This window comes from Nonomuraea sp. NPDC050733, assembly GCF_040654215.1.
GTDB lineage: Bacteria > Actinomycetota > Actinomycetes > Streptosporangiales > Streptosporangiaceae > Nonomuraea.
This window is the reverse complement of sequence record NZ_JBFAHO010000003.1, coordinates 464,122-488,616: the sequence shown is the minus strand read 5'-3', so window position 1 is coordinate 488,616 and position 24,495 is coordinate 464,122. Positions and strand designations below refer to the sequence as shown.

Genomic DNA, 24,495 nt, shown 5'->3' with positions numbered 1-24,495 from the left:
TTCGTGGAGTTGTCGTCGCCGGAGTCAGTCGCCGGAGTCGGCGGGGTCGCCGGACGCCGGGGGGGCGTCCTCGGGCTCGGCCACGGCCACCCGGGCCGGGCGCAGCACCCGCTCGCCCATCCGGTAGCCGGACTGCAGGACCTCGACCGCGGTCGGCTCGGTCACGTCCGGCGAGTAGCTGTGCATGAGCGCCTCGTGGACCATCGGGTCGAACGGCTCGCCCTTCTGGCCGAACGCGCTCAGCCCGAGCTTGGTGACCGCCGCCTCCAGGGACTCCGCCACCTTCGCGAAGCCACCCGTCAGCTCGCCGTGGTCGCGGGCCCGGCCGATGTCGTCGAGCACGGGCAGCAACTCCATGAGCGCTCCCGCGACGGCCTGCTCGCGCACCGCGACGCGGTCACGCTCGACGCGCCTGCGGTAGTTGGTGTACTCGGCCTGGAGCCGCTGGAGGTCGGCGGTCCGCTCGGCGAGCTGGGCCTCCAGCTCGCCGCCGGTCGTCGCCCCGGCCTGGTCGGGGGCCGGCGCCTGCTCGGAACGGGCCTCGGCCCCGCCCTCCGAGCTGACGCGTGGCAGCCCCGTCTCCGGGTCGATCTTGCGGTTGTCACGGATCACCGGCTCACCGTGCTCGTGCCCGTTGTCACGCGGCGGCATCACTGGTCCTTCTTCGGCTGGTCGTCGTCAACGATCTCGGCCTCGACCACGTCGTCGTCGGCCTTCTGCTGCTGCTGGCCGTCGCCGGGCGCGGCCCCCTGCGGGGCGCCCTCGCCGCCGGCCTGCTGCTGGCTCTGAGCGTAGATCGCCGAGCCCATCTTCTGGCTGACGGTGGCGAGCTTCTCGGCGGAGGTGCGGATCGTGTCGGTGTCCGTGCCCTCCAGGGCCTTCTTCAGCTCGCCGAGCGCGTCGTTGACCTCGGTCTTGATGTCGCCCGGGACCTTGTCGTCGTTCTCGCGGAGGAACTTCTCCGTCTGGTAGGCGAGCCCGTCCGCGTTGTTGCGGACCTCGGCCTCCTCGCGGCGCTTCTTGTCCTCCTCGGCGTACGACTCGGCCTCGCGCATCATCCGCTCGATGTCGTCCTTCGGCAGCGCGGAGCCGCCGGTGATCGTCATCGACTGCTCCTTGCCCGTGCCCAGGTCCTTGGCGGAGACGTTGACGATGCCGTTGGCGTCGATGTCGAAGGTGACCTCGATCTGCGGGATGCCGCGCGGCGCCGGGGCGATGCCGGTCAGCTCGAACGTGGCGAGCTTCTTGTTGTACGAGGCGATCTCGCGCTCACCCTGGAACACCTGGATCTGCACCGACGGCTGGTTGTCCTCGGCCGTGGTGAAGACCTCGGAGCGCTTGGTGGGGATCGTGGTGTTGCGCTCGATGATCTTGGTGAAGATGCCGCCCTTGGTCTCGATGCCCAGCGACAGCGGGGTCACGTCGAGCAGCAGGACGTCCTTGACCTCGCCCTTGAGCACGCCGGCCTGCAGGGCGGCGCCGATGGCGACGACCTCGTCCGGGTTGACCCCCTTGTTGGGCTCCTTGCCGCCGGTCAGCTCCCTGACCAGGTCGGTGACCGCGGGCATGCGGGTCGAGCCGCCGACGAGCACCACGTGGGCGATGTCGGAGACCTTGATGCCGGCGTCCTTGATGACCTGGTGGAACGGGCCCTTGGTCCGCTCGAGCAGGTCGGCGGTCAGCCGCTGGAACTCGGCGCGGGTCAGCTTCTCGTCGAGGTGCAGCGGGCCCTCGGAGGAGGCCGTGATGTAGGGCAGGTTGATGCTGGTCTCGGACTGGCTGGACAGCTCGATCTTCGCCTTCTCCGCGGCCTCGCGCAGGCGCTGCAGAGCCATCTTGTCCTTGGACAGATCGACGCCGTGGGCGTTCTGGAAGCGCTTGACGAGCTCGTCGACGACGCGCTGGTCCCAGTCGTCGCCACCGAGGTGGTTGTCACCGGAGGTGGCCTTCACCTCGACGAAGCCGTGGCCGTCCTCCTGGCCGACGTCGAGCAGGGACACGTCGAAGGTGCCGCCGCCGAGGTCGAAGACCAGGATCGTCTGGTCCTGCTCCTTGTCGAGCCCGTACGCGAGGGCCGCGGCGGTGGGCTCGTTGATGATGCGCAGCACGTTGAGGCCCGCGACCGTGCCGGCCTCCTTGGTGGCCTGCCGCTGGGCGTCGTTGAAGTACGCGGGGACGGTGACCACCGCGTCGGTGATCTTCTCGCCCAGGTACGCCTCGGCGTCCTGCTTGAGCTTCTGCAGGACGAAGGCGCTGATCTGCTGCGGGGAGAACTTCTTGCCGTCGATCTCCTGGGACCAGTTGGTGCCCATCTCGCGCTTGACGGAGCGGATGGTGCGGTCCACGTTGGTGACGGCCTGGCGCTTGGCGACCTCGCCGACCAGGACTTCGCCGTTCTTCGCGAAGGCGACCACGGACGGCGTGGTCCGCGAGCCCTGCGCGTTGGCGATGACGGTGGGCTCACCGCCCTCGAGGATCGAGACGACGGAGTTGGTCGTCCCAAGGTCGATACCTACCGCACGTGCCATGAGTACGTCCTTGTGGTCAAAGTTGAGTCGGTCAGACTCAAGCTACGAATGCCGGGAGGCTTTGTCAAACGACTTGAGCCTACTGGACTCAACCTAGATGACTCGCCCGGCATTCCGACAGAACGCACATTCCTCCAAGAAAGTGCCCCGGCACGGATGTCCGTACCGGGGCGGGGGCGGCCTGGCCGCCGGGGTCAGTGCTTGGCGCCGTCCACGATCTTGCGCTTGCCGAGCGGGGCCTTGAGCTTGACCGTCGTGGTCTTCTCGATGGCGATCAGGATGCACGCCACGTTCTTCGCCTTGGGGGAGGCGCCCTCGTACAGGGTGACGGTCACGGTCTTCGCGGTCTCCTTGACCTTGACCCGGTCCAGCACCGTGCAGGGCTCCACGCCCGACGACCACACGAGCCGGACCTTGCGGCCCTTGGAGAGGGCCTGGGCCTTCAGCCAGGGGACCTTGCGCACGTTCACCGCGTCGCCCGTGGGCTTGACCGGCCGGGGGCCCTTGGGCGGGGTCGTCGCCGCGGGGACGGAGACGGAGCTGTGCGGAGCGGGAGAGGCTGTCTGCCCTCCGGAGGGCGGGCCGGCCTGCCCGGCGGGCGTCGCCGTGCCGCATCCCATCGCGAGCACGACACATCCAGCCAGCAGAGTCGCTTTCATCGAATCCCCCTGCGCGTAGAGACCCCCGGATCCAGCCGTGGGGAAAGTCGCGGCACGGTGCCGCGCACTTCGGTGATGCGTTCGCCGTCCGGCGGTGAGAACCGAGCCGCCGGACCTGCCGCCGGGCCGGCGGTATGTGACGCCTGTGGAGGCCGTGCGGGACCCCGACGTGGGTTCGTCCCGGGGGCGGCCGCCTGTGAAGACGGAAGGTCCGGCGCGCGAGGGTCGGCAGCCCCTGGCCTCAGCCGTGGGGAGGAAGTCAACGTCCGCATACCCGTACGACGGACGGCGCGCCCGCGCGGTTCAGGACGCGCCGGGCGACCCCTGGGGGCGCATTCCGGTGGACGGCGTCCGCCGCGGGGCGGGGGCGTCCGGCTAGGGTTGGGGACGTGCTTCGTCAGGTGCTGCTCGCAGCCTCCAGGAGCGACCGCGTCGAGCGGGTCGTGTCCACCTCGCCGCTGACCAGGGACGTGGTCAGCCGCTACGTCGCCGGCGACGTGCGGGACGTCGTCTCCGAGCTCACCCGCGAGGGTCTGCTCGTCAGCGCCGACCACCTGGGCGAGGAGGTCGGCGACCCGGCCCAGGCCGAGCGCGAGGTGCGGGCCTACCTGGCCCTGCTCACCCAGCTGCCCGAGGGCGCCGACGTGTCCGTCAAGCTCACCGCGCTGGGCCTGCGCCTGTCGGAGCAGCTCGCACTCGACAACGCCGCCACGATCTGCGAGCACGCCGCCGCCCGCGGCATCACGGTCACCCTCGACGCCGAGGAGCACGACACGATCGGCAAGCTCCACTCGGTGCACGCCACCCTGCTCAAGGAGCACCCCACGGTCGGCGTGGTCGTCCAGTCGTACCTTCCCGGCGCCCAGGAGCGCTGCGCCAGGCTGACCGAGTCCGAGGGCGTCCGGGTGCGGCTGTGCAAGGGCGCCTACAGCGCGCCGGGAGCCCTCACCGCGCCGGCCGACATCGACCGCGCGTACGTGCGGTGCCTCAAGGTCCTCATGGCCGGCGCCGGCTATCCCATGGTCGCCACGCACGACCCCCGGCTGGTGGAGATCGCCTCGGCGCTCGCCGTGCTGCACGGCCGTGACCACTCCGGGTTCGAGTTCCAGATGCTGTACGGCGTGCGGCCTCGCGAGCAGGACCGGCTGGCCCGGCTCGGCGCCCAGATGCGCGTCTACGTGCCGTACGGCTCCGACTGGTACCCCTACCTGATGCGCCGACTGGCCGAGCGCCCCCGCAACCTCGCCTTCTTCCTGCGCTCCCTGCTCGGCCGCCGCTGAGCGGTCCTCTCCGGTCGCCGCTGAGGCGGTGACCTGGCGTGAGGGCGGCCGGCGGGGCGTGGGGCGCCCGGTAGGCTGCTGGCGGGAGGTGCGACGTGATCGCGATTCTGGGCACCGGCAAGATGGGCGAGGCCCTGCTGTCCGGGCTGTTGCGGGCGGGGCGCCAGCCGGACGACATCGTGGCCACCACGCGCAGGCCCGAGCGGGCGCGCGTGCTGCGCGAGACGTACGGCGTGCGGACGCTGTCCAACTCCGAGGCGGCCAAGGTCGCCGAGACGCTCGTCTTGGCCGTCAAGCCGCAGGACATGGCCACACTGCTGGCCGAGATCGCCCCCTACGTCCCGGCCGACCGGCTGGTGATCACCGCGGCGGCCGGCATCACCACCGCGTTCGTCGAGCAGCGGCTCGGCGTCGAGGTGCCGGTGGTGCGCGTCATGTCCAACACGCCGATCCGCTTCGATGAGGCGATGAGCGTCATCTCGGCCGGTGCCCACGCGGGCGAGGAGCACCTGCGGCACACCGAGGACCTGCTCAAGCCGGTCGGCAAGGTGCTGCGCATCCCCGAGGCGCAGCAGGACGCCGCGACCGCCCTGTCGGGCTCCGGGCCCGCCTACTTCTTCTACCTGGTCGAGGCCATGGTCGACGCGGGCATCCTGCTCGGCATGCCGCGGGCCGCCGCGCTCGACATGGTGACCCAGTCCATCGTGGGCGCGGCCGTGATGCTGCGTGACTCCGGCGAGCACCCGGTGATCCTGCGCGAGGCCGTGACCTCGCCGGGCGGCACCACCATCGCCGCGATTGCCGAGCTCGAACGGCACAGCGTGCGGGCCGCGTTCCTGGCCGCCATCGAGGCCGCCCGCGACCGCGGCCGCGAGCTGGCCTCCGGCTGACACCCCCGCGACCCGGGTCCCCGGCTGACACCGCCGCGGGCCCGGCCGCCGCGCACCCAGCGGCCGACCAGGCCTCCGCGCACCGGCCGACCAGGCCTCCGCGCACCGGCCGACCGGGCCCGGTGCCTGCCGTCCAGTCGCGGACCCTTGCGGACCCGGTCCGGCCTGTCGTGGGGCAGGGGTGCAGGTCCGTGCCGGTGGTGGGGTGATGCCGGGAGGGCGGCGGTGACCCGGCAACCCCTGTCCCTACGATGGATCGGTGACGATCCGTCGCGGTATCCCCCCGCTGCTCGTCCTTCTCGCGCTGGCCGGTTGCACCTCGGAGCAGCCCCCGGGCGTCGAGCTCGCCGCCGTGGCCCGCGCCCCGGTCACGGAGGTCGTCGAGGCCCCCGCCACCGTCGGCGCGCGTGCCACTGCCACACTGCGCGCCCCCGCCCAGGGCACGGTCGCCAAGCTGTACGTACGCGAGGGCGACCACGTCCGCAAGGGCGAGCTGCTCGCCCGCATCAGCTCCCCACAGGCGGAGGAGCAGCTCAAGCAGGCCCGCCAGGCCGCCAAGCTCGCCTCTCCCGCCGCCCCCCGCCTGGCGAGCCCCCGGGTGCGCCTCGCCTCGCTCGACACCGGCGCGTTCGACGCCACGATCGGCAAGCACTTCGCCAGGGCCCGCAAGGAGGCGCGCAAGGTACGCGACGCCCAGGCCCGCAAGCAGCTTCTCGGCGCCATCGACCTGGCCGAGGCGCAGCACCGGGCGCAGACCCGGGCCCTGGCCTCGATCACCGCGCAGCTCAACCGCTCGATCAACAGCGTGATGTCGGGCGTCACGAGCGGGTTCAGCGGGCTGGCCGGCTCCATGGCGTCCCTCCAGGCGGCCTCACGCTCCCAGGCCAGGGCCGCGGTCAGGGCCGCCGAGTCCACGGTGGCCTCGCTCACCGTCAGGGCGCCGTTCGCCGGGGTCGTGACGCTGGGCCGGGCCTCTGGCGGCGGCGGCTCCGGCGGGCTGGACGGGCTGCTCAGCCAGATTCCCGGCGGCGGCCGGCAGCTCCCGTCGCTGCCGTCCACGGGCTCGGGCGGCGGCGGGGCGCCCGTGGCGACCGGCGTGCCCGTGTCGGCCGGCGACTCGATCGTCACCGTCACCGACGTGTCGAAGCTGACCCTGTCCGCCGACATCGACGAGACCGACGTCCTGCTCGTCAAGAGGGGCACCAAGGCCACGGTCGAGCTCGACGCCGTCCCGGGCGCCGGCTACACCGGCCGCGTCACCGGCGTCGGCGTCACGCCCAAGGAGGGCACGACGGGCGGCGTCAGCTACCCGGTGCAGCTCGCGCTCGGTCCCGGGACGTTCGACGACGGGGCCGAGGCCCCCACTCCCAAGCCCGGCATGAGCGCCGTGGCGCGGCTGACGGTGCGCGAGTCGCCGTCGGCCGTCTCGGTCCCGGCGTCCGCGATCGTCTCCAGCGGGCGCGAGAGCGTCGTCTGGGCGGTCCGTGGCGGCGTCGCGGAGCGCCGCGTGGTCAAGCTCGGCGCCCAGGGAGAGGCGGCCGTGGAGGTGCTCAGCGGACTGTCGGTGGGCGAGCGGGTCGTCGTGAAGGGCGCCGACTCCGTACGGCCGGGCCGGCGCCTGCCATGATCCCCGTGAAACACATGGCTCCCGCCACTGTGCAGCGCTTGGCTCCCGCCACTGTGCAGCGCATGGCCCCCGGCGAGGGCATGGTTCCCGTGATGTTCGCGGGCGCGACATGACGGCCGCCATCGAGGCCGTGGACCTCACCCGCCGTTACGACCTCGACGGCGTGTCCGTCGAGGCCCTGCGGGGCGTGTCGCTGCGGATCGGGCAGGGGGAGTTCGCGGCCATCGTCGGCCCGTCGGGGTCCGGCAAGTCGACGCTCATGCACCTGCTCGGCTGCCTCGACCGGCCCACTTCCGGCGTGCTCCGCATCAACGGGGTGGAGATGTCCGGCTTGTCGGACACGCAACTGGCGGAGCTGCGCAACCAGACCATCGGCTTCGTCTTCCAGTCCTTCCATCTGCTGGCCAGGACCACGGCGATCGACAACGTCGCGCTGCCCCTGGTCTACCGGGGCGTCGGCCGGGCCGAGCGGCGGGAGCGGGCCAGGTCGGCGCTGGAGTCGGTCGGCCTCGGCCACCGGATGGGCCACCGGCCGTCGCAGATGTCCGGCGGCGAGCAGCAGCGGGTGGCCATCGCCCGGGCGCTGGTCGGCGAGCCCAAGGTGCTGCTGGCCGACGAGCCCACCGGCAACCTCGACACCCGCAACGGCACCGAGGTCATGGCCATCCTGGACCGGCTCAACGCCGAGCGTGGGGTCGCCGTGGTGCTGGTCACCCACGAGCAGGAGGTCGCCGCGCACGCCCGCCGCCAGATCCACGTACGCGACGGGCGCATCGAGCTGGACACCGGCGCCGGCGGCGACCCGGAGAGGGGGAGCCGTGAGGGGGAGTGAGGCGTTCGTCATGGCGCTGGAGGCGCTGCGGGTCAACCGGCTGCGCAGCGCCCTGACCATGCTGGGCGTCATCATCGGCGTGCTCGCCGTCGTCATCCTCGTCTCGGTCGGCACGGGCGCGAAGGACGCGGTGGAGAAGCAGATCTCCGGCCTCGGCACCAACATCATCCTGGTGGTGCCCGGCCAGCTCACCGTGGGCGCCGCCCCGACGCAGAGCAGGCTGAGCCTGGCCGACGTGGCCTACGTGCGGCGGGTGGTCGGTGACCCGGCCAAGGTGACGGTGTCGCTCCAGTCGGGGGAGACCGTGCGGGTGGGCCGTACGGAGGCGTTCGTCACGATCGTCGGCACCGACCAGAACCTCACGAACGTCTTCCAGCGGCCCCTGTCCAGGGGCCGCCACCTCAGTGAGACCGACGTGGACACGCGGCGCAGGGTGGCCGTGCTCGGCTCCGAGGTGGCGGCGCGGATGTTCGGCGACGTGGACCCGGTGGGGCGGCAGGTCTCGATCGCCGGGGCCCGGTTCCGGGTGGTCGGCGTGTACACCGAGATCGGGCAGACGTTCGGGCTCTCCCGCGACCAGGAGGTGCACGTGCCGGTGACGACGGCGCAGCGCATGCTGGGCGTCGACCGGGTCAACGGGCTGGCCGTCGGCGCCTCGGGGCCGGACGAGATCGAGCCGCTGCAGAGCAGGGTGGTGGCCGCGCTGACCGAGCGGTATCCGGGGGAGAAGTTCTCCGCCGTCACCCAGACCCAGCTCCTCGGCACGATCGGCAGCGTGCTCGGCATGCTGACCGGCGTCCTGGCGGCGATCGCCGGGGTCTCGCTGCTGGTGGGCGGGGTCGGCGTGTCCAACATCATGCTGGTCAGCGTGCGGGAGCGGACCAAGGAGATCGGGCTGCGCAAGGCGCTCGGGGCCCGGCACCGCGACGTGCTGGCCCAGTTCCTCATCGAGGCGGTGCTGCTGACCACGATCGGCGGGGTCATCGGCATCGTGCTGGGCGTGGGCGGGGCGGTGGCGATCAGGTCGTTCACGGAGGTGCCGGCCTCGATCACCTGGTGGTCGATCGCGCTGGCGTTCGGGGTGTCGGCCGTGGTGGGGGTGTTCTTCGGCGTGGCGCCGGCGCGGAGGGCGGGGCGGCTGGACCCCGTGGTCGCCCTCCGCGCCGAGTAGGCGCCTGAGGCCGAGCGCGCCGAGTAGGCGCCTGAGGCCGAGCGCGCCGAGTAGGCGCCTGAGGCCGAGCGGGCCGTCCGGCGGTCAGGCGTCGCGGCGGTGCATCAGGACGGCCGCGACGGTCAGCGTGACGCCGATCCAGCCGAGGTAGACGGCGAACCCGCTCCACGCGCTCAGGGAGCCGGTGCCCTTGCCGGACACGACCAGCAAGCCGGCGTTCGTGGTGAAGTATTCGGCCACGGTCCGGCCCCACCCGCCCGGAAGCTGAGTCGCCAACGTGGGCAGCACCATGATCAGCGCGATGGCGGATACGATCGCGCCCGGCGTGTGCCTGATCAGCGTGCCCAGTCCCAGCCCGAACAATCCGCAGGCGGTCAGGTAGAGACCGGACCCGAGCGCCGCCCGCGCCACTTCGCCCATCTCGATCGACGGCGGCCGGCAGATCGCCAGGCCGACCCCGATCGCGCCGGCCGACGCGACCGTGCAGACGACCAGCGAGATCGCGGCGAACGTCGTGATCTTGCCGGTCAGCAGGCTGATGCGCCTGGGCACGGCCATGAGCGAGGTGCGGATGGCCCCGGTGCGGTACTCGCTGGAGATCACCAGCACACCCAGGGCGGCCATGGACAGCGACGCCAGCATGATGCCGGACAGGCTCAGCCCGATCGCCTGCTCGCCCGGGATCGGTCCGCCGGCCGTGTTCCTGGTCGAGGCGCTGATCAGAGCGGACAGGCCCAGCAGCAGTACGGCGGTGACCACCAGGGTCCACACCGTCGAGCGGACCGACCGGATCTTGGTCCATTCGGAGCGGATGATGTCGATCATGACGAGTACTCCAGGCTGTCCTTGGTGAGCTCCATGTACGCCGCCTCCAGCGAGGGCTGCACGTGGGTCAGCTCCTCCAGCGGCAGACCGGCGCGTGCGGTGAGGGCTCCGATCTCCAGCGGCGACATCGCCGTCACGCGCAGGTGGTCGGCGTACAGGCTGCCGACCTTGACCAGCTCGGCCACCTCGGCCAGGCGCGGCGAGCGCACCCGCACGTACGCCTGGGAGCTGCGGCCGATGAACTCCGTCATGCTCGTGTCGGCGATCAGCCGGCCCCTGCCGATCACGACGAGGTGGTCGGCGGTCTGCGCCATCTCGCTCATGAGGTGGCTGGAGACGAACACCGTGCGCCCCTCGGCGGCCAGGTCGCGCATGAGCGTGCGGATCCACAGGATGCCGTCGGGGTCGAGCCCGTTGACCGGCTCGTCGAAGACGAGGATCTCGGGGTCGCCGAGGAGCGCGGCGGCGATGCCGAGCCGCTGCGACATGCCGAGGGAGAAGCCGCCGACGCGCCTCCTGGCGACCTCGCGCAGGCCGACGGTCTCCAGCACCTCACCGACCCTGCTCGCGGGGATGGCGTTGGCCTGTGCGATGGCCAGCAGGTGGTCGCGCGCGCTGCGTCCGCCGTGCACGGCCTTGGCGTCGAGCAGCGCGCCCACCTTGCGCAGCGGGTGCCGCAGCTCCCGGTACGGCGTGCCGTCCACGAGCACCGAGCCGCCGGTGGGGCGGTCGAGGCCGAGGATCATGCGCATGGTCGTGGACTTGCCGGCGCCGTTCGGCCCGAGGAAGCCGGTCACGTGGCCGGGTCTGACGTCGAAGGAGAGGCCGGCCACGGCGGCGGTCCGGCCGTAGCTCTTGGTCAGGTTCGTCGCGCTTATCGCGGTCATGTGTCCAGCGTGGCCGCGCGGCGGCGCGCGGACCTCCTGCCGGAGGACCGTTCGCGGGCGGGGCCTCTGGGAGCGCGGTCCTACTCTCCTGGGGTGATCACCCCTGACTCGTAGGCCGCGATCACCGCCTGGGCCCGGTCCCTGACGCCGAGCTTGCCGAACAGGCTCGTCACGTGGTTCTTCACGGTCGAGGGGGAGACGCCCAGCTCGGCGGCGATCTCGCCGTTGGAGCGGCCCCGGCCGATCAGTACGAGGATCTCGCGCTCCCGCTCGGTCAGCCCGGTCAGGGTGGAGCGCCGGTCCGGGCGGCGGGGGCGCGCGGCCCGGACGAACGTGCCGATGAGGCGGGTCAGCAGTCTCGGCGCCACGGCCGACTCGCCCCGGTGGACCACGCGCACGCCCTCCACCAGCTCCTCCGGTGAGACGTCCTTGGGCAGGAACCCGTTGGCGCCGGCCCGCAGCGCGGCCACCACGTTCTCGTCGAGGTCGAACGTGCTGAGCGCCAGCACCCGCACGCCGGGCAGCTCGGCCGTGATGAGCTCGGTGGCGCGCACCCCGTCGAGGCCCGGCATGTGCAGGTCCATCAGCACCACGTCGGGGCGGAGCCGCCTGCTCCGCTCGACCGCCTCCTCGCCGTGGGCCGCCTCGCCGACGACGGTCATGTCCGGCTGGGCGTCGAGCATGAGCCGGAAGCCCTTGCGCACCAGCGCGTGGTCGTCCGCCAGCAACACCGTGATCATTCCTGCTCCAGGGGGATCTCCAGGGGGATGCGCGCGTGCACCCGGAAGCCGCCCTCCGGCCGGTGGCCCGCGCGCAACTCGCCGCCGCACAGCGCCACGCGCTCGGCCATGCCGCCGAGCCCGAACCCGGGCGGCCTGTCCGTCTGCGCGCCGGCCGCGCCGTCGTCGAGGGCCTCCACCTCTACCGCGTCCGGCTCGTACGCGAGCAGCACCCGGGCCCGCGCGCCCGGCGCGTGCTTGCGGGTGTTGGTCAGCGCCTCCTGGACGATGCGGTAGACGGCGTGGTCCACGGCCGCCGGGAGGGGCACGGCCGTGCCGGTCACGGTGAGCTCGGCGGGCAGCCCGGCGGTGCGGGCCTCATCGACCAGCGCGGGCAGGCGGTCAGCTCCGACGCCCGTGGCGGCGTCGGAGCCGTCGCCGTCGCCGGCCCGCAGGACGTACAGGAGCTGGCGCATCTCGGCGAGCGCCTGCCGGGCGGTGCCCTCGGCGCTCGACAGGGCGTCGCGGGTGACGTCGTGGCCCGGCGGGAGCGTCGCGCGGGCGCCGCCGACCAGGGCGTTGATGACGCTGAGGTGGTGGGCGACGACGTCGTGCAGCTCGCGGGCGATGCGCCGGCGCTCGGCGCGGACCGCGGCCTCCGCCGCCTCCGTCTGGTCGCGCTCCCTCAGCTGGGCGCGGACGCGGACGAACTGCCCCACTCCCATGGGCGCGAAGAACAGGAAAGCGGTGGGCAGCACGGCGCTCGGCCCGTCCACGGCGATCGCGACGGCGACGTTGTAGACGATCGTGGCCGCGGTGGTGACGAGGACGGCCGGCCTGCCCCCGGTGTAGCGGCCGACGCTGTACAGGGCGATCACCGTGGACGCGCTGGCGCCCTCGATGACGCCGGTCGCCAGACCCGTCAGGTCGAGCACGGCGACCAGGGCGGTGGCGGCGACCGGGTGGCGGCGCCGCACGAGGAGGGGGACCGTGGTGACCATGAAGTGGGCGGCGCCCGCGGCCGCGTCGCGATCACCCTGCAGGACCACCGCGACCAGGCCTAGACAGGCCGCGGCGACGAGCGCGAGCACCAGTGCGGCGTCGAGGACGGGCGGCCGCCTGAGGAAGCGCCACACGGCCGCGACGCGCCGGACCGCCGGCCGGGGGAGAGCCATGACCCGACCTTATTGGGGCTTATGCATGGGTATGCGGACTCGTGTCCGGGCGGCTGTGTTGCACCTTGATCAACGGATGCCACCGCGTGGGCGGCACCCGTTGACGCTGCGGTAACGTCGCCCCAAGGCGAGGAAACGGGAGAGCTATGAGTCGGACAGTACGGGTCATCTGGGACGACGCTCTCACCACATACAACTTCGGTCCGAGCCATCCGCTCGCGCCCGTCCGGATCGAGCTGACGATGGCGCTGGCCCGCGAGCTCGGCGTGCTCGACAAGGTGGAGGTGGCCGGGTGCGAGCCCGCCGGTGACGACGAGCTGGCCATGGTCCACGACCGCGGCTACATCCAGGCGGTCAAGCGGGTGTCGGCCACCGGCGCGCCCGACCTGTCGGCAGGGCTGGGCACGGCCGACAACCCCGCCTTCGCGGGCGTCCACGAGGCGTCCGCGCTCATCGCCGGCGCCTCGCTGGCGGCCGCCCGCGCGGTCTGGGAGGGCACGGCGGAGCACGCGGTCAACGTGGCCGGCGGCCTGCACCACGCGATGGCCGCCACGGCCAGCGGCTTCTGCGTCTACAACGACCCGGCGCTGGCCATCGCCTGGCTGCTGAGGCAGGGCGCCACCCGCGTCGCGTACGTGGACGTCGACGTCCACCACGGCGACGGCGTCCAGGCGGCCTTCTACGACGACCCTCGCGTGCTGACGATCAGCCTGCACGAGAGCCCGCACACCCTCTTCCCCGGCACCGGCTTCGCCGAGGAGACCGGCGCCGAGGGCACGGCGGTCAACGTGGCGCTCCCGGCGGGCTGCGGCGACACGGGCTGGCTGCGGGCGTTCGACGCGGTCGTGCCGCCGCTGCTGCGCGAGTTCCGGCCGGAGGTCCTCGTCACCCAGCACGGCTGCGACAGCCACGCCCTCGACCCGCTGGCCAACCTCATGCTCAGCGTCGACGGGCAGCGCACCGCCTACGCCGCGCTGCACCGCCTGGCCCACGAGACGGCGGGCGGCCGGTGGATCGTCACCGGCGGCGGCGGATACGAGCTGGTCCAGGTGGTGCCGCGGGCGTGGACGCACCTGATCGCCGAGGCGGCGGGGCACCCGATCGACCCCGCCACGCCGACCGGCGAGCAGTGGCGGCGCCTGGCCCGGGAGCGCACGGGGGAGACTCCGCCGCTTACCATGACAGACGGTCGCAATCCGGAATTTAGCCCCATATCTGGTGGTTATGACCCAGGAGACCCCATCGACCGTGCGATCATGGCGACCCGCAAAGCGGTCTTCCCCCTGCACGGCCTCGATCCCATGCCCTGAGCCCCTGTCCTGACGAGGAAGAGCAGTGCTGAGCCGCGACGAACTCCGCGAGCATCTGGTGCGCACCCGCATCGCCGGCGATGTCGCGACCCCCCGCGAGAACAACCTCGACCACTACAGCTCGCTGGCCAACGGCGACCCGTACTACCTGCTGGGTCTGACCAGTGACCAGCCCTGGGCGTTCAGGGACGTCCTGGAGCTGATGGCCAAGTCCGCGGGCGTGGTCGCCGACCCGGGCCACCGCTGGGGGCAGGACACGATCGACCCCGACCTCACGATCGACGCGCTCGACGCCATGGCCGAGCGCATCGCGACGGCGCTGTCGCACGGGAGCCCGCGGCTGCTGTTCGCCACCGGCCACCCCACGGGCCTGCTGGCCGTCCACCTGCCGCTGGCCCGCTTCGCCGCCGAGCGTGGCGCGACGCTGCTGACGCCCGCCGAGGGCTGGACGTACTCCGGGTCGGGCTTCGGCCGGCCGCGCCGGCTGCGCTACCTCGACGACGTGGCGATGCTCGACGACAAGGGCGGCTTCGTCCACACCCACGACGCGGCCCCGATGGAGTGGATGCTCGCCGAGCTCGGCGACAACCCGCCGGACCTCGTCATCGCCGACCACGGCTGGGCCGGCGCCGCCGGTCAGGCGGGGGTGCCCACGGTGGCCTTCGCCGACAGCAACGACCCCGGCCTGTTCGTCGGCGAGGCCGAGGGCAAGATCGACGTGGTGGTCCCACTCGATGACAACGTGCTACCGCGCTATTACGCGCCGCTGACCGAGCGGCTCGTCACTCTGGTCTCACGAGCCCTCTGAGTTCGATTCGGCCCTTCCGATACGGTCTTTTCGCGCCTGCATTCCAAGAGGCTCGCTGTCCCTTTGCCAACTTTTGGCACACACTGGGCGACTCTATGAGTGGCAAGTTGGACGGTTCCAAGGTCCAGGCGAGGCGCTCGGCAACGGTGCTGGCCAGCGATTTCGCTGGTCTGGCTGACATGCGGCTCCGTGAACTGAGAAACTAGGGGGTTTGCCGACTCGGAGTCGCGACTTACGCTGACAGCAGTACACGTGCGTGAGCAATGGCACCAGTGGGGATAACCCGGAAACACGTGCGGAAGAGGCGTCCGATGGGTGCAGGCAGCGAAAGACCTCTCAGCGAGGTGAAGTTCCTGACTGTGGCAGAAGTGGCCACGGTCATGCGGGTGTCCAAGATGACCGTGTACCGCCTGGTGCACTCCGGCGAGCTGCCGGCCATCCGAGTAGGCCGGTCCTTCAGAGTGCCCGAGCAGGCGGTCCACGACTATCTGCGGGAGGCCTACATCGAGGCAGGCTGATGCTGGAGTAGCGGTGTGGGGCACGCCGTGATCACACCGCGAATGCCGACGCGGGAGAGGCCTGGCCGGCGCCACGCGGCCGGGCTTCTACCCCCCTTGGGGCGATCTACCGTGGATCGCCGGTAGTGTATGAGCCGGTGTGCGCTCGCACATCGTTCAGACTTGCTACCAGCACTGGGGGTCCCGTGGGCTCTGTGATCAAGAAGCGCCGCAAGCGGATGGCCAAGAAGAAGCACCGCAAGCTGCTCAAGAAGACGCGCATCCAGCGGCGTAACAAGAAGTAAGACACACGCAGCTGCGAGGCGCTGATGACCCACACCGTGCTCGTCACCGGGGTCTCGCGCCATATCGGCGCCCGGGTGGCGAGCGTCCTGGCGGCAGACCCGGACATCAGCCGTGTCATCGGAGTCGACACCGTGCCGCCCCCCTCCCTCACGCGGGACGGCGGCATCTCCCTCGGCCGGACGGAGTTCGTCCGGGTGGATCTGCGCAGCCCCGACATCGCCCAGGTGATCGCGGCCGCTGACATCGACACCGTCGTGCACATGAGCCTGGTGAGCGCTCCCTCGCGCACCACCGGCCGGGCGCTGATGAAGGAGCACAACGTCATCGGCGCCATGCAACTGCTCGGCGCGTGCCAGCGGTCCGCCACCGTGCGGCGTGTCGTGGTGCGCTCCACCACGGCCGTCTACGGGTCGTCGCCCCGGGATCCCGCGGTGTTCACCGAGGACCTGGAACCCCACGACGGCCCGGTCCACGGCTACGCCAAGGACGCCGCCGAGGTCGAGGGCTACGTGCGCGGTTTCGCGCGCCGTCGCCCCGACATCACGGTGTCGCTGCTGCGTTTCGCCAACTTCATGGGTCCGGGCGTCGACTCGCCGCTGACCCGCTACTTCACCCAGCCGGTGCTGCCGACGGTGTTCGGCTTCGACCCGCGGCTGCAGTTCGTCCACGAGGACGACGCGGTCGAGGTGCTGCGCCGGATGGCGACGGAGGACCACCCCGGCACGTTCAACGTGGCCGGGGCGGGCGTGCTGCTGCTGTCGCAGTGCGCGCGCCGCGCGGGCCGGGCGTCGATGCCGCTGCTGGCGCCGGCCTTCCGCATGCTGGGCGACGCGGCCCGCCGGGCCGGGCTGGTCGACTACTCGCCCGAGCAGGTGCGCCTGATGAGCCACGGCCGCGTGGTCGACTGCTCCCGGCTGGAGGCGGAGCTCGGCTGGAAGCCCAAGTTCACGACCGGCGCGGCGTTCGACGACTACCTGCGGTCGCGAGGGCTTCGCCCGCTCGGAGGTGTCCGCGGGTGAGCGTTTCGGACGACGAGGACGCGCGGGTGATCCCGATCACCTCGGCTCCCTCCTACGACCAGTCAGAACGGGCCGATCCGCTCGCGCAGGCGCTGGCCTTCCTGCGCCGTCGGATCACCGGCGAGTACGAGGTGGACGAGTTCGGCTACGACCCCGAGCTCACCGACAAGGTGATGCTGGAGCTGATCAGGCCCCTGTACCGCCACTGGTTCCGGGTCGAGACCGTCGAGCTGAAGAATGTGCCCGCCGAGGGCGGGGCGCTCGTCGCCGCCAACCACTCCGGCACGCTGCCGCTCGACGCGCTCATGATGCAGGTGGCGCTGCACGACGAGGCGAACCGGCCGCTGCGCCTGCTCGGCGCCGACCTGGTTTACCAGCTGCCCGTGCTCGGGCACCTGTCGCGCAAGACCGGCCACACCCTGGCCTGCCCCGAGGACGCCGACCGGCTGCTGCGCAAGGGCGAGCTCGTCGGGGTGTTCCCCGAGGGGTTCAAGGGCGTGGGCAAGCCCTACTCCGACCGCTACAAGCTGCAGCGGTTCGGCAGGGGCGGCTTCGTGGCCTCCGCGATCCGGGCGGGCGTGCCGATCGTGCCCACCGCCATCGTGGGGGCCGAGGAGATCTACCCGAAGATCGGCGACCTGCCGACGCTGGCGCGGCTGCTCGGGCTGCCCTACCTGCCGATCACGCCGTTCTTCCCGCTGCTGGGGCCGCTCGGGCTGGTGCCGCTGCCGTCGAAGTGGATGATCGAGTTCGGCGAGCCGATCCGCACCGACGAGTACGAGCCGTCGGCCGCCGACGACCCCATGGTGGTCTTCGAGCTGACCGACCACGTGCGCGAGGTCATCCAGCAGATGCTCACCGAGCTGAGGCTGCGCCGCGGCCACGCGTTCCCGCCGTTCCTCTGAGCCGGCGACCGATCGAGCCGGCAACCGATCGAGCCCGCAACCGACGGCGCCGGGCCGGTGTTCTCCAGTCGTAAGTGACACCGACTTCGAGGGAACACCTGTGGACCTCCAGCTTTCCGGCCGCGTGGCCGTCGTCACCGGCGCGTCCAAGGGCATCGGCCTGGCCATCGCCCGCACCCTGCACGAGGAGGGCGCCCACGTCGTGGCCGTCTCCCGGACCCGTACCGGAGACCTGCCCGACAAGGTGGTCCACGTGGCCGCCGACCTGATGGACCCGCAGGCGCCCGCCCGGGTCGTGGCCGCCGCCGTCGAGGAGTTCGGCGGCGTGGACATCCTCGTCAACAACGCCGGCGGCCCGCCGCCCGGCGTCACGCTGCCGCGCGTCGGCTTCCTGGCGCCCGACGACGCCGCCTGGCGGGAGATGTTCGAGTTCAACCTGTTCGCCGTGGTCCGGATGATCCGTGCGGCCGTGCCGGTCATGCTGGAGCGCGGCGGCGGGGCGATCGTCAACGTCTCCTCCACCATGGGCAAGCAGCCGTCGGCGATGAACGTCGACTACGGCGCCGCCAAGTCGGCGCTCGACCACGTGGGCAAGGCCCTGTCCGAGGAGTACGGCCCGCAGGGCATCCGGGTCAACACGGTGCTGCCCGGCGCCGTGCTCACCGACTGGTGGACCAAGGAGGGCGGCGCGGCCGACGTCATCGCCGGGATGGCCGGCGCCGACAAGGAGAGCGTCATCTCCACGGTGGCCCCCCAGATGATGAGGATGGTCACCGGTCGCCTGGTCCACCCGCAGGAGATCGCCGACGCGGTGGCGCTGCTGGTGTCCCCGCGTTCCGGCAGCACGACGGGCGCCGAGCTCGCGGTCGACGGCGGCTTCCTCAAGGAGCTGTGACCCGGCTCCCGGCGTCGTGAACCCGGAAGGCGGGTTGTGGCGAGACATCTGCGACCTACTTCCCCGCAGAAGGGCGGAGATGATCACCCAACCCGCCACCAGGGGGCCTGACGCCGACCTCGTCAGCGCCTCCTGGACCCAGCCGGAGGCGTTCGCCGAGCTGTTCGACCGCTACTCCGCCATGCTCTACCGGTACGTCTCCAAGCGCCTCGGCCCCGAGCCGGCCGAGGACCTCGTCGGCGAGACGTTCCTGGTCGCCTTCTCCCGCAGGAAGAGCTACGACCTGGCCTACGCCGACGCCAGGCCGTGGCTCTTCGGCATTCTGACCAAGCTGATCTCCCGTCACCACCGCAGCGAGGCGGCCCGATACCGGGCCCTGCTGCGGGCGCCCGTCGAGGACCGGGTGGACTCGCCCGCCGACCGGGTCGCGGCCGGCGTCACCGCGCGGGCGTCGCGGCCCGACCTGGTCAGAGCGCTGGCGGCGCTGCCCGCGAAGGACCGCGACGTGCTGCTGCTCATCGCCTGGGGCGATCTCTCGTACGAGGAGACCGCGCAGGCTCTCGGCATCCCGATCGGCACCGTGCGCTCCCGCCTCAACAGGGGGAGGCGGAAGGTACGCGCCGCGCTGGGCGACACGAACCCGCTGCTCGACGAGGAGGCGTGACGATGGACGACATGAAGCTGCTCCGCGACCTCGGCGCGGCGCTGGAGCACGAGCCGCCCGCGACGCTGGCGCGGCAGCGCAACCGCCTGACCCAGGCCCGACCGCGCCGCCGGCGGATCAGCCTGCTCCTGACCGGGCTGGCCGCGGTCGCCACGGCCGCCGCGGTCGCCGTGCCCACGCTGGTGCTCCGCGGCCACCAGACCGTGCCCCCGCCGGCAGGCGCCCGGCCGGCGAAGGTGACCGGCGCGCTGAACGTGCTGCTCGTCGGCACCGACGGCAAGGCCGGCTCCGAGCGGTTCCAGGCGCAGAAGGGGTCGCGCACCGACACGATGATCCTGCTGCATCTGCCCGCCGACCGGAAGAAGATCATCGGGGTCAGCTTCCCGAGGGACTCCATGGTCCGGATCCCGGCGTGCGGGGACCGGCCGGCCCGCCGAGACATGATCAACTCCGCCTTCAGCACCGGCGGGCTGACGTGCGTGGTCGAGACCGTCGAGACGCTGACGAAGGTGCGGATCGACCACATGGCCGAGGTGGACTTCGACGCGTTCAAGGACGTCGTGGACGCCCTCGGCGGCGTCGAGGTCACCCTGCGGGAGCCGGTGGACGACAAGGCGTCCAAGTTGAAGCTGCCCGCCGGGAAGAGCATCGTGAACGGCGAGCAGGCCCTGGCCTACGCCAGGCTGCGCCGCTACGGCGACGGCTCCGACCTCCAGCGGATCAAGCGCCAGCAGGTTCTGGTGACCGCCATGCTGGCCAAGGCCCGCAAGACGCTCGACGATCCCGCGAAGGTCCGCGCCTTCCTGGCCGCCGCCACCAAGTCGGTCAAGACGGACGAGGGGCTGGACCTGGAGACCATGGTGGGCATCGCGAGCAGCGTGGAGAAGAGCCGGCCGACGCTCGTCACCGTGCCCTGGCAGCCCGACCCGAAGGACCCCAACCGGATCGTCTGGAAGCAGCCGGAGGCGAATCAGCTCTTCGAGACGCTCAGGTAGCCGTGTCCTACAGGTGGTGGCGGTAGTGCCTGCGCAGCGCGATGCCCGCGGCGACGCCGCCCGCCACCGCCCCCACGCCTGCGGCGATGGGCAGCGCGGTCAGCGTCGCCTTGCGGCCGGTGCGGAAGTCCTTGACCTGCCAGCCGACCTTCTTGGCGTGCTCGCGCAGCTCCGTGTCGGGGTTGATGGCCACCGCCCGGCCGACCAGCGACAGCATGGGCAGGTCGTTGGCCGAGTCGCTGTAGGCGGTGCACCGGGTGAGGTCGAGACCCTCGCGGCGGGCCAGCGCCCGCACCGCCTCGGCCTTGGCCGGGCCGTGGAGCAGGTCGCCGACCAGCCGCCCGGTGTAGACGCTGTCGGCGGTCTCGGCGACGGTGCCGAGCGCGCCGGTCAGGCCGAGCCGCTGGGCGATCACCCTGGCCAGCTCGACGGGGGTGGCCGTCACCAGCCAGACGCGCTGGCCCGCGTCGAGGTGGCTCTGCGCCAGCGCGCGGGTGCCGCCCCAGATGCGGTCGGCCATCACCTCGTCGTAGATCTCCTCGCCGAGGCGTACGACGTCGTCGACCTTGGCGCCCGCGACGAAGGCGAGGGCGGTCTCGCGGGCCACGGCGATGTGCTCGGGGTTCTCGTTGCCGCGCAGGCGGAACACCGCCTGGCCGACGGCGAACTTGAACAGGTCGGACGTCGTGAACATGCCGCGCGTCGCGAGCCCCCGGGCGAAGTGGTAGATCGAGGCGCCGCGCATCATCGTGTTGTCGACGTCGAAGAAGGCCGCCGCCTCCAGGTCGGGATCGGCCGGGGGAGTCGTCACGGCGGCCGCCGCCGCGGCCTCGCCGGCGAGCTCCGGTTCCACCTCGTGCCGTCGTCGGATAAGCCGCCACATGCCGTTCAGCTTACCCAGGCGGGGCAACGAGTCCTTCGATGTAGTCGAGGTATCCGGTGGCCTTGTCGTGATCGTCGTCGGCCATGTGCTCCAGCATGGGCTCGACCATGTCGCGCTGGTCCTTGGCGAACGTCTTGATCTTCGGAGAGCGGGGGCGGACGCGTTCGAGCCTGCTGATGCCGGAGCGGGTGGACTCCTCCATGTCCCTGAGCGCCCTGGTGACCAGGGCGTCGTCGGCCGAGGAGCCGAGCAGTTCGGACACCTCCTCCGCCCTGGCCTTGGCCGAGTCGAGCTCGCGCTCGGCGCGCTCGACGTCGTCGCCGCTGAGCCGTACGAGGGTGCTCTCGGCCGCGCGCTTGAGCGGGTAGAGAGTGTCCCCGGGCACCGACCGGTACGTCGAGAAGGCGGACAGCATCATGCCCGCCGCCAGGCTCAGCGTGGCGAGTTGCGACAGCCACGGCCGCGCCCGCCGGCGCCGCCGGGCGGAGCCGGAGCCCTGGGCGTGCCGCTGCGCGCCGGCAGGGGCGCCCGTGGCAGGAGCGGAGGCGCGGGCGGCGAGGAGCTCGTCACGCAGCCTGTGGCGGAACTCGTCGCTCGGCCCGCCGCCGAGCGGGAGCTCCCGCAGCTCGGTGAGGTGACCCAGCACGCGCTCGCGCGATCTGCGCGACCTACCCATGACAGCTCCCTGACGTCCCCCGAAGAAGTTCCAGTCGTGACAAATGCCTAACGAAGTGACGCGATGGGAGGTTACGCAAGGTCATGACGGAGGGCCCGCGCCAGAGCCTTGATCGCCCGGAACTGCAGGGCTTTGATCGCTCCACTCTTCTTACCCATGATCAACGCCGTCTCCGCCAGCGACAGACCGTGCAGGAACCGGAGCACCACGCACTCCTGCTGCTCCGGTCCGAGATCGCGCACCGCGCGCAGCACCCGGTCGTTGATGATGGCGGTGACCACGGCGTTCTCCGGGATGTGCGCCCCGTCGAGCGGGACGTCGATCACCTCTCCCGTCGGGATCTCCAGCCGGTAGCGGCCCGACTTGAAGTGGTCGGTCACCAGGTTGCGGGCGATGGTCACGAGCCAGGCGCCGAAATCACGTCCCTGCCAGGTGTAGTCGGCGATGCGGCGTAACGCGCGCAGGAAGGTCTCGCTGGTCAGGTCCTCGGCGAGCGGGTGGGAGCCCACCCGGAAGTAGATGTAACGGTAGACCAGCTCTACGTAACGGTCATAGAGCGTGCCAAAGGCATCCGTGTCACCAGTCTTGGCGCGCAGCACCAGCAGGCGTAGGTCGTCGGGGAGCTCCTCGCGTACGGCGAGCTCGGACGTCCGGGCGGCGCCGGAGACCGCTGGTGAGAGCAGCCCGGCGAACGGCCACGAGTCAGGCATCCGGTATCCCTACGGGTAAGGGGTGCGGCGTGCTCGAACACTCTAGAAATCAACTGCAAAATCCACAATCCAGGTGCAGCAGGCATGACTTGCCGTAATCGGCGGATACCGTGTGGACCGACCCGTTCCCTCTTCGGCTACCGGCTGGGAGGCATAGTCCGGCAGCATTGGAGTCACCATGGAGATCCTTGTTGCTGTCATAGCCTTCGCCGGCGCGCTCCTCGCCGCGATCGCCACGGGCGCCCTCGTCCGCCGGTTGCGTGAGGAGACCGAGGGCTGGCTGATCGCGTGGACCGTCGCGGCGGTCGCGCTCTGCCTCTCACTCGCCGGGATCGGCGTCGGCTACCTGATGGGGTTCGGCACCGTCACCTTCAAGCTCTACCAGCTCACCGGGTCGCTGCTGGCGCCGCTCTGGCTCGCCATCGGCCTGGTCCAGTTGCTGGCCGAGAAGGTGCCCCCGAAGTTCGCCGCCTGGCTGTTCGGCATCGCGTTCACGATCGTGGCGGGCGTCATCCTCCTCGTCGACCCGATCATCGGCGACGAGATGACCAAGGTGCTGCCCGCGGGCGGCGCGCACTGGGGGCTCATCCCCAACGGGCTGCTCATCGGCGCGCACGCGGTCGTGGCGGCGCTCCTCCTGGGCGCGCTGGTGGTGGCCGCGCTGCGCTGGCGCAACGGCGACGAGTACGACACCGACAACCTCCACGCGGTGCTGGTCGTCGTGCCGTCCGCGCTGGCGGTCCTGGGGGCGATGCGCTTCGCCGTGCCGGGATTCTTCACGGCCGCGCTGCTCGTGGTGGCCGCCGCCGGCATCTGGTACTGCGTGCTGCGTCCGCTGGCCCCGTACGAGGACGACGACGAGGACGACTTCGACGACGCCGACGGCGGTCGCGACGGCCGCGGCCGGGGCGCCGGTGGGCGCGACCTGGACTCCGGCCGGGCCGAGGGCGGGCGCGCGGGCGGCCGCCGGGCGGCCTCCCGCCACGGCGGCGAGCCGGCCCTGGACGCCCCGCCCGGCGTGCGGCCCGAGCCCCTGGGCTCGGGGACGGCCGGGGCGGCCACGGGCGCCATGGCGGCCTCCAGAGCCGAGGCGCCGCCCACACAGCCGTCCCGGCGACCGGCGGGCCTGGGCGACCTGGTCGCCGAGTACCGCGCGGGCGACCGCGACCCCGGCTACGCGGCCCGCATGGGCCCCTCACCCGAGCAGGGCCCCTCGACCGGCTACATCATGAACGGCCGGCACGGCCCCCAGGACACAGGCTTCGGCGACCCGCAGGACCGCGGCTTCGGGAGCCGTCCCGACGAGTTCGGGCGTCCCCGTGACGACCTCAGGGACCCCCGCGGTGACCGCAGGGACCCGCTCGCCGACTTCGGCGGTGATTTCGGCGGCGACCTCGGCCTGCCGCCGTCCGGCCCCGAGACCGGCGCGCTCTACTCCGGCGCCGAGCTGTTCGGCGGCTCACACGCCGCCCAGAGCCCCCAGCGCCACGCGCAGTCCCAACCCCAGCCCCAGGCGCAGGCACAGCCGCAGCCCGGCTCAGGCAAGCCCTCGCCGAGCATCTACGGCCTCCTGACTGTCTTCACGCTCATGGACGGCTCGGGCGAGGCGTTCGACCGGCTCGCCGACCAGACCGTCGAGGCCGTGCGCCGCGGCGAGCCCGACACGCTCGTCTACGCCTGCCACGCCGTCAAGTCGGCCCCGCTGCAGCGCATCGTCTACGAGCTGTACCGCGACGAGGTCGCCTACCGCGACCACCAGCGCCAGCCGCACGTGGAGCGGTTCGTCAACGACCGCCAGGCCATGGTGCTGGCCACCAACGTCATCGAGCTCAACGTCAACGCCGCGAAGGTGGTGCCGCTCCCCACGGCCATGTTCTGACGGCTCCGGGCCGGGTCAGGAGAGCGCGGCGCGCAGGCGGTCCTCCGAGACGCGCCAGAAGTCGTGCTGCGTCCCGTCGACGAGTGTGACGGGAATCATCTCGCCGTATTTCTCCCTGAGGTCGGGCGAGGAGTCGATGTCGACCTCCTCCCACGGCACGCCCAGCTCCGCCGCCACTCGCGCGACGACCTCGCGGGCGTCGTCGCAGAGATGACATCCGGGCCTGCCCAGCAACGTGATGCGATGCATGGCTCCCACCGTAGCGTCACAGACCATCTGACTTTGTGCATCGGTTCACAAAGGGATTAACCTGAAAGGCGGTTCGTTCCACTCACGCGGCCCACGCCGCCCGTTC

Annotated in this window: 26 protein-coding genes; 15 read left to right on the top strand and 11 right to left on the bottom strand. The window is 71.8% G+C overall.

The window, feature by feature from the left end:
• Window positions 1-24: 24 nt before the first annotated feature.
• The 3 genes from grpE to AB0H64_RS09145 all read right to left on the bottom strand — a co-directional run bounded on the left by grpE (window position 25) and on the right by AB0H64_RS09145 (window position 3,187).
• Complete coding sequence (gene grpE, locus AB0H64_RS09155) at window positions 25-651, bottom strand: nucleotide exchange factor GrpE (protein ID WP_357621949.1); 627 nt, start codon at window positions 649-651, stop codon at window positions 25-27.
• Window positions 651-2,528, bottom strand: coding sequence for a molecular chaperone DnaK (gene dnaK / locus AB0H64_RS09150; RefSeq protein WP_357621947.1), 1,878 nt, complete (start codon window positions 2,526-2,528; stop codon window positions 651-653). The genes grpE and dnaK overlap by 1 nt, the downstream gene beginning before the upstream one ends.
• Window positions 2,529-2,722: 194 nt before the next feature.
• Window positions 2,723-3,187: a hypothetical protein gene (locus AB0H64_RS09145; protein WP_357621944.1), complete on the bottom strand. Its 465-nt coding sequence runs from the start codon at window positions 3,185-3,187 to the stop codon at window positions 2,723-2,725.
• 389 nt (window positions 3,188-3,576) lie between these two features.
• On the opposite strand from AB0H64_RS09145, the gene AB0H64_RS09140 reads away from it, so the two are divergent.
• The 5 genes from AB0H64_RS09140 to AB0H64_RS09120 all read left to right on the top strand — a co-directional run bounded on the left by AB0H64_RS09140 (window position 3,577) and on the right by AB0H64_RS09120 (window position 8,987).
• Window positions 3,577-4,467: a proline dehydrogenase family protein gene (locus AB0H64_RS09140; RefSeq protein WP_357621942.1), complete on the top strand. Its 891-nt coding sequence runs from the start codon at window positions 3,577-3,579 to the stop codon at window positions 4,465-4,467.
• Window positions 4,468-4,562: 95 nt separating this feature from the next.
• Window positions 4,563-5,357 carry a pyrroline-5-carboxylate reductase gene (gene proC, locus AB0H64_RS09135; RefSeq protein ID WP_357621939.1) on the top strand — a complete coding sequence of 265 codons (795 nt, stop codon included), beginning with the start codon at window positions 4,563-4,565 and terminating at the stop codon, window positions 5,355-5,357.
• 259 nt (window positions 5,358-5,616) lie between these two features.
• Complete coding sequence (locus AB0H64_RS09130) at window positions 5,617-6,984, top strand: HlyD family efflux transporter periplasmic adaptor subunit (RefSeq protein ID WP_357621937.1); 1,368 nt, start codon at window positions 5,617-5,619, stop codon at window positions 6,982-6,984.
• Window positions 6,985-7,093: 109 nt separating this feature from the next.
• The gene (locus AB0H64_RS09125) at window positions 7,094-7,816 is read left to right on the top strand and encodes an ABC transporter ATP-binding protein (protein WP_357621934.1); all 723 of its coding nucleotides are present in this window, start codon (window positions 7,094-7,096) and stop codon (window positions 7,814-7,816) included.
• Entirely contained in the window at window positions 7,803-8,987 is a 1,185-nt protein-coding gene (locus tag AB0H64_RS09120) for an ABC transporter permease (RefSeq protein WP_357621931.1), read from the top strand. Before AB0H64_RS09125 ends, AB0H64_RS09120 begins: the two co-directional genes overlap by 14 nt.
• Before the next feature lie 84 nt (window positions 8,988-9,071).
• Here AB0H64_RS09120 and AB0H64_RS09115 read toward each other — a convergent pair whose 3' ends face one another.
• From AB0H64_RS09115 to AB0H64_RS09100, 4 genes are all read right to left on the bottom strand, one after another.
• On the bottom strand, window positions 9,072-9,812 hold the full coding sequence (locus AB0H64_RS09115; protein WP_357621928.1) for an ABC transporter permease subunit: 741 nt from the start codon (window positions 9,810-9,812) through the stop codon (window positions 9,072-9,074).
• The gene (locus tag AB0H64_RS09110; protein ID WP_357621925.1) at window positions 9,809-10,699 is read right to left on the bottom strand and encodes an ABC transporter ATP-binding protein; all 891 of its coding nucleotides are present in this window, start codon (window positions 10,697-10,699) and stop codon (window positions 9,809-9,811) included. The genes AB0H64_RS09115 and AB0H64_RS09110 overlap by 4 nt, the downstream gene beginning before the upstream one ends.
• An 80-nt stretch (window positions 10,700-10,779) precedes the next feature.
• Window positions 10,780-11,439 (bottom strand): response regulator transcription factor, encoded by a 660-nt coding sequence (locus tag AB0H64_RS09105; protein WP_357621923.1) that lies wholly within the window; start codon window positions 11,437-11,439, stop codon window positions 10,780-10,782.
• Window positions 11,436-12,593, bottom strand: coding sequence for a histidine kinase (locus AB0H64_RS09100; RefSeq protein ID WP_357621920.1), 1,158 nt, complete (start codon window positions 12,591-12,593; stop codon window positions 11,436-11,438). Before AB0H64_RS09100 ends, AB0H64_RS09105 begins: the two co-directional genes overlap by 4 nt.
• A 146-nt stretch (window positions 12,594-12,739) precedes the next feature.
• Between AB0H64_RS09100 and AB0H64_RS09095 the strand changes: the two genes are divergently transcribed.
• From AB0H64_RS09095 to AB0H64_RS09055, 9 genes are all read left to right on the top strand, one after another.
• On the top strand, window positions 12,740-13,903 hold the full coding sequence (locus tag AB0H64_RS09095) for an acetoin utilization protein AcuC (RefSeq protein ID WP_357621918.1): 1,164 nt from the start codon (window positions 12,740-12,742) through the stop codon (window positions 13,901-13,903).
• A gap of 25 nt (window positions 13,904-13,928) precedes the next feature.
• Window positions 13,929-14,711, top strand: a complete 783-nt coding sequence (locus AB0H64_RS09090; RefSeq protein WP_357621915.1) for a phosphatase — start codon at window positions 13,929-13,931, stop codon at window positions 14,709-14,711.
• Window positions 14,712-15,022: 311 nt separating this feature from the next.
• Window positions 15,023-15,229 (top strand): helix-turn-helix domain-containing protein, encoded by a 207-nt coding sequence (locus AB0H64_RS09085; RefSeq protein ID WP_310707275.1) that lies wholly within the window; start codon window positions 15,023-15,025, stop codon window positions 15,227-15,229.
• 185 nt (window positions 15,230-15,414) lie between these two features.
• The gene (locus tag AB0H64_RS09080) at window positions 15,415-15,513 is read left to right on the top strand and encodes an AURKAIP1/COX24 domain-containing protein (protein ID WP_018654693.1); all 99 of its coding nucleotides are present in this window, start codon (window positions 15,415-15,417) and stop codon (window positions 15,511-15,513) included.
• 24 nt (window positions 15,514-15,537) lie between these two features.
• Complete coding sequence (locus AB0H64_RS09075) at window positions 15,538-16,533, top strand: NAD-dependent epimerase/dehydratase family protein (RefSeq protein ID WP_357621912.1); 996 nt, start codon at window positions 15,538-15,540, stop codon at window positions 16,531-16,533.
• Window positions 16,534-16,559: 26 nt separating this feature from the next.
• Window positions 16,560-17,438, top strand: a complete 879-nt coding sequence (locus tag AB0H64_RS09070; RefSeq protein ID WP_357622175.1) for a lysophospholipid acyltransferase family protein — start codon at window positions 16,560-16,562, stop codon at window positions 17,436-17,438.
• Between the two features lie 100 nt (window positions 17,439-17,538).
• On the top strand, window positions 17,539-18,333 hold the full coding sequence (locus tag AB0H64_RS09065) for an SDR family NAD(P)-dependent oxidoreductase (protein WP_357621909.1): 795 nt from the start codon (window positions 17,539-17,541) through the stop codon (window positions 18,331-18,333).
• A 79-nt stretch (window positions 18,334-18,412) separates the two neighbouring features.
• A complete protein-coding gene (locus AB0H64_RS09060; RefSeq protein ID WP_357621907.1) occupies window positions 18,413-18,997 on the top strand; it encodes an RNA polymerase sigma factor in 585 nt (194 codons plus the stop codon).
• 2 nt (window positions 18,998-18,999) lie between these two features.
• A complete protein-coding gene (locus AB0H64_RS09055) occupies window positions 19,000-19,992 on the top strand; it encodes an LCP family protein (RefSeq protein ID WP_357621904.1) in 993 nt (330 codons plus the stop codon).
• 7 nt (window positions 19,993-19,999) lie between these two features.
• Here AB0H64_RS09055 and AB0H64_RS09050 read toward each other — a convergent pair whose 3' ends face one another.
• From AB0H64_RS09050 to AB0H64_RS09040, 3 genes are all read right to left on the bottom strand, one after another.
• Window positions 20,000-20,875 (bottom strand): HAD-IB family hydrolase, encoded by an 876-nt coding sequence (locus AB0H64_RS09050; RefSeq protein WP_357621902.1) that lies wholly within the window; start codon window positions 20,873-20,875, stop codon window positions 20,000-20,002.
• Window positions 20,876-20,885: 10 nt separating this feature from the next.
• Window positions 20,886-21,551: a DUF5667 domain-containing protein gene (locus AB0H64_RS09045; RefSeq protein ID WP_357621899.1), complete on the bottom strand. Its 666-nt coding sequence runs from the start codon at window positions 21,549-21,551 to the stop codon at window positions 20,886-20,888.
• A 71-nt stretch (window positions 21,552-21,622) separates the two neighbouring features.
• Window positions 21,623-22,261, bottom strand: coding sequence for a sigma-70 family RNA polymerase sigma factor (locus tag AB0H64_RS09040; protein WP_357621897.1), 639 nt, complete (start codon window positions 22,259-22,261; stop codon window positions 21,623-21,625).
• Between the two features lie 178 nt (window positions 22,262-22,439).
• On the opposite strand from AB0H64_RS09040, the gene AB0H64_RS09035 reads away from it, so the two are divergent.
• Entirely contained in the window at window positions 22,440-24,140 is a 1,701-nt protein-coding gene (locus tag AB0H64_RS09035) for an antibiotic biosynthesis monooxygenase (protein WP_357621894.1), read from the top strand.
• A 15-nt stretch (window positions 24,141-24,155) separates the two neighbouring features.
• On the opposite strand, the gene AB0H64_RS09030 is transcribed toward AB0H64_RS09035, so the two are convergent.
• Window positions 24,156-24,389 (bottom strand): glutaredoxin family protein, encoded by a 234-nt coding sequence (locus tag AB0H64_RS09030; RefSeq protein WP_357621891.1) that lies wholly within the window; start codon window positions 24,387-24,389, stop codon window positions 24,156-24,158.
• Between the last annotated feature and the right edge of the window lie 106 nt (window positions 24,390-24,495).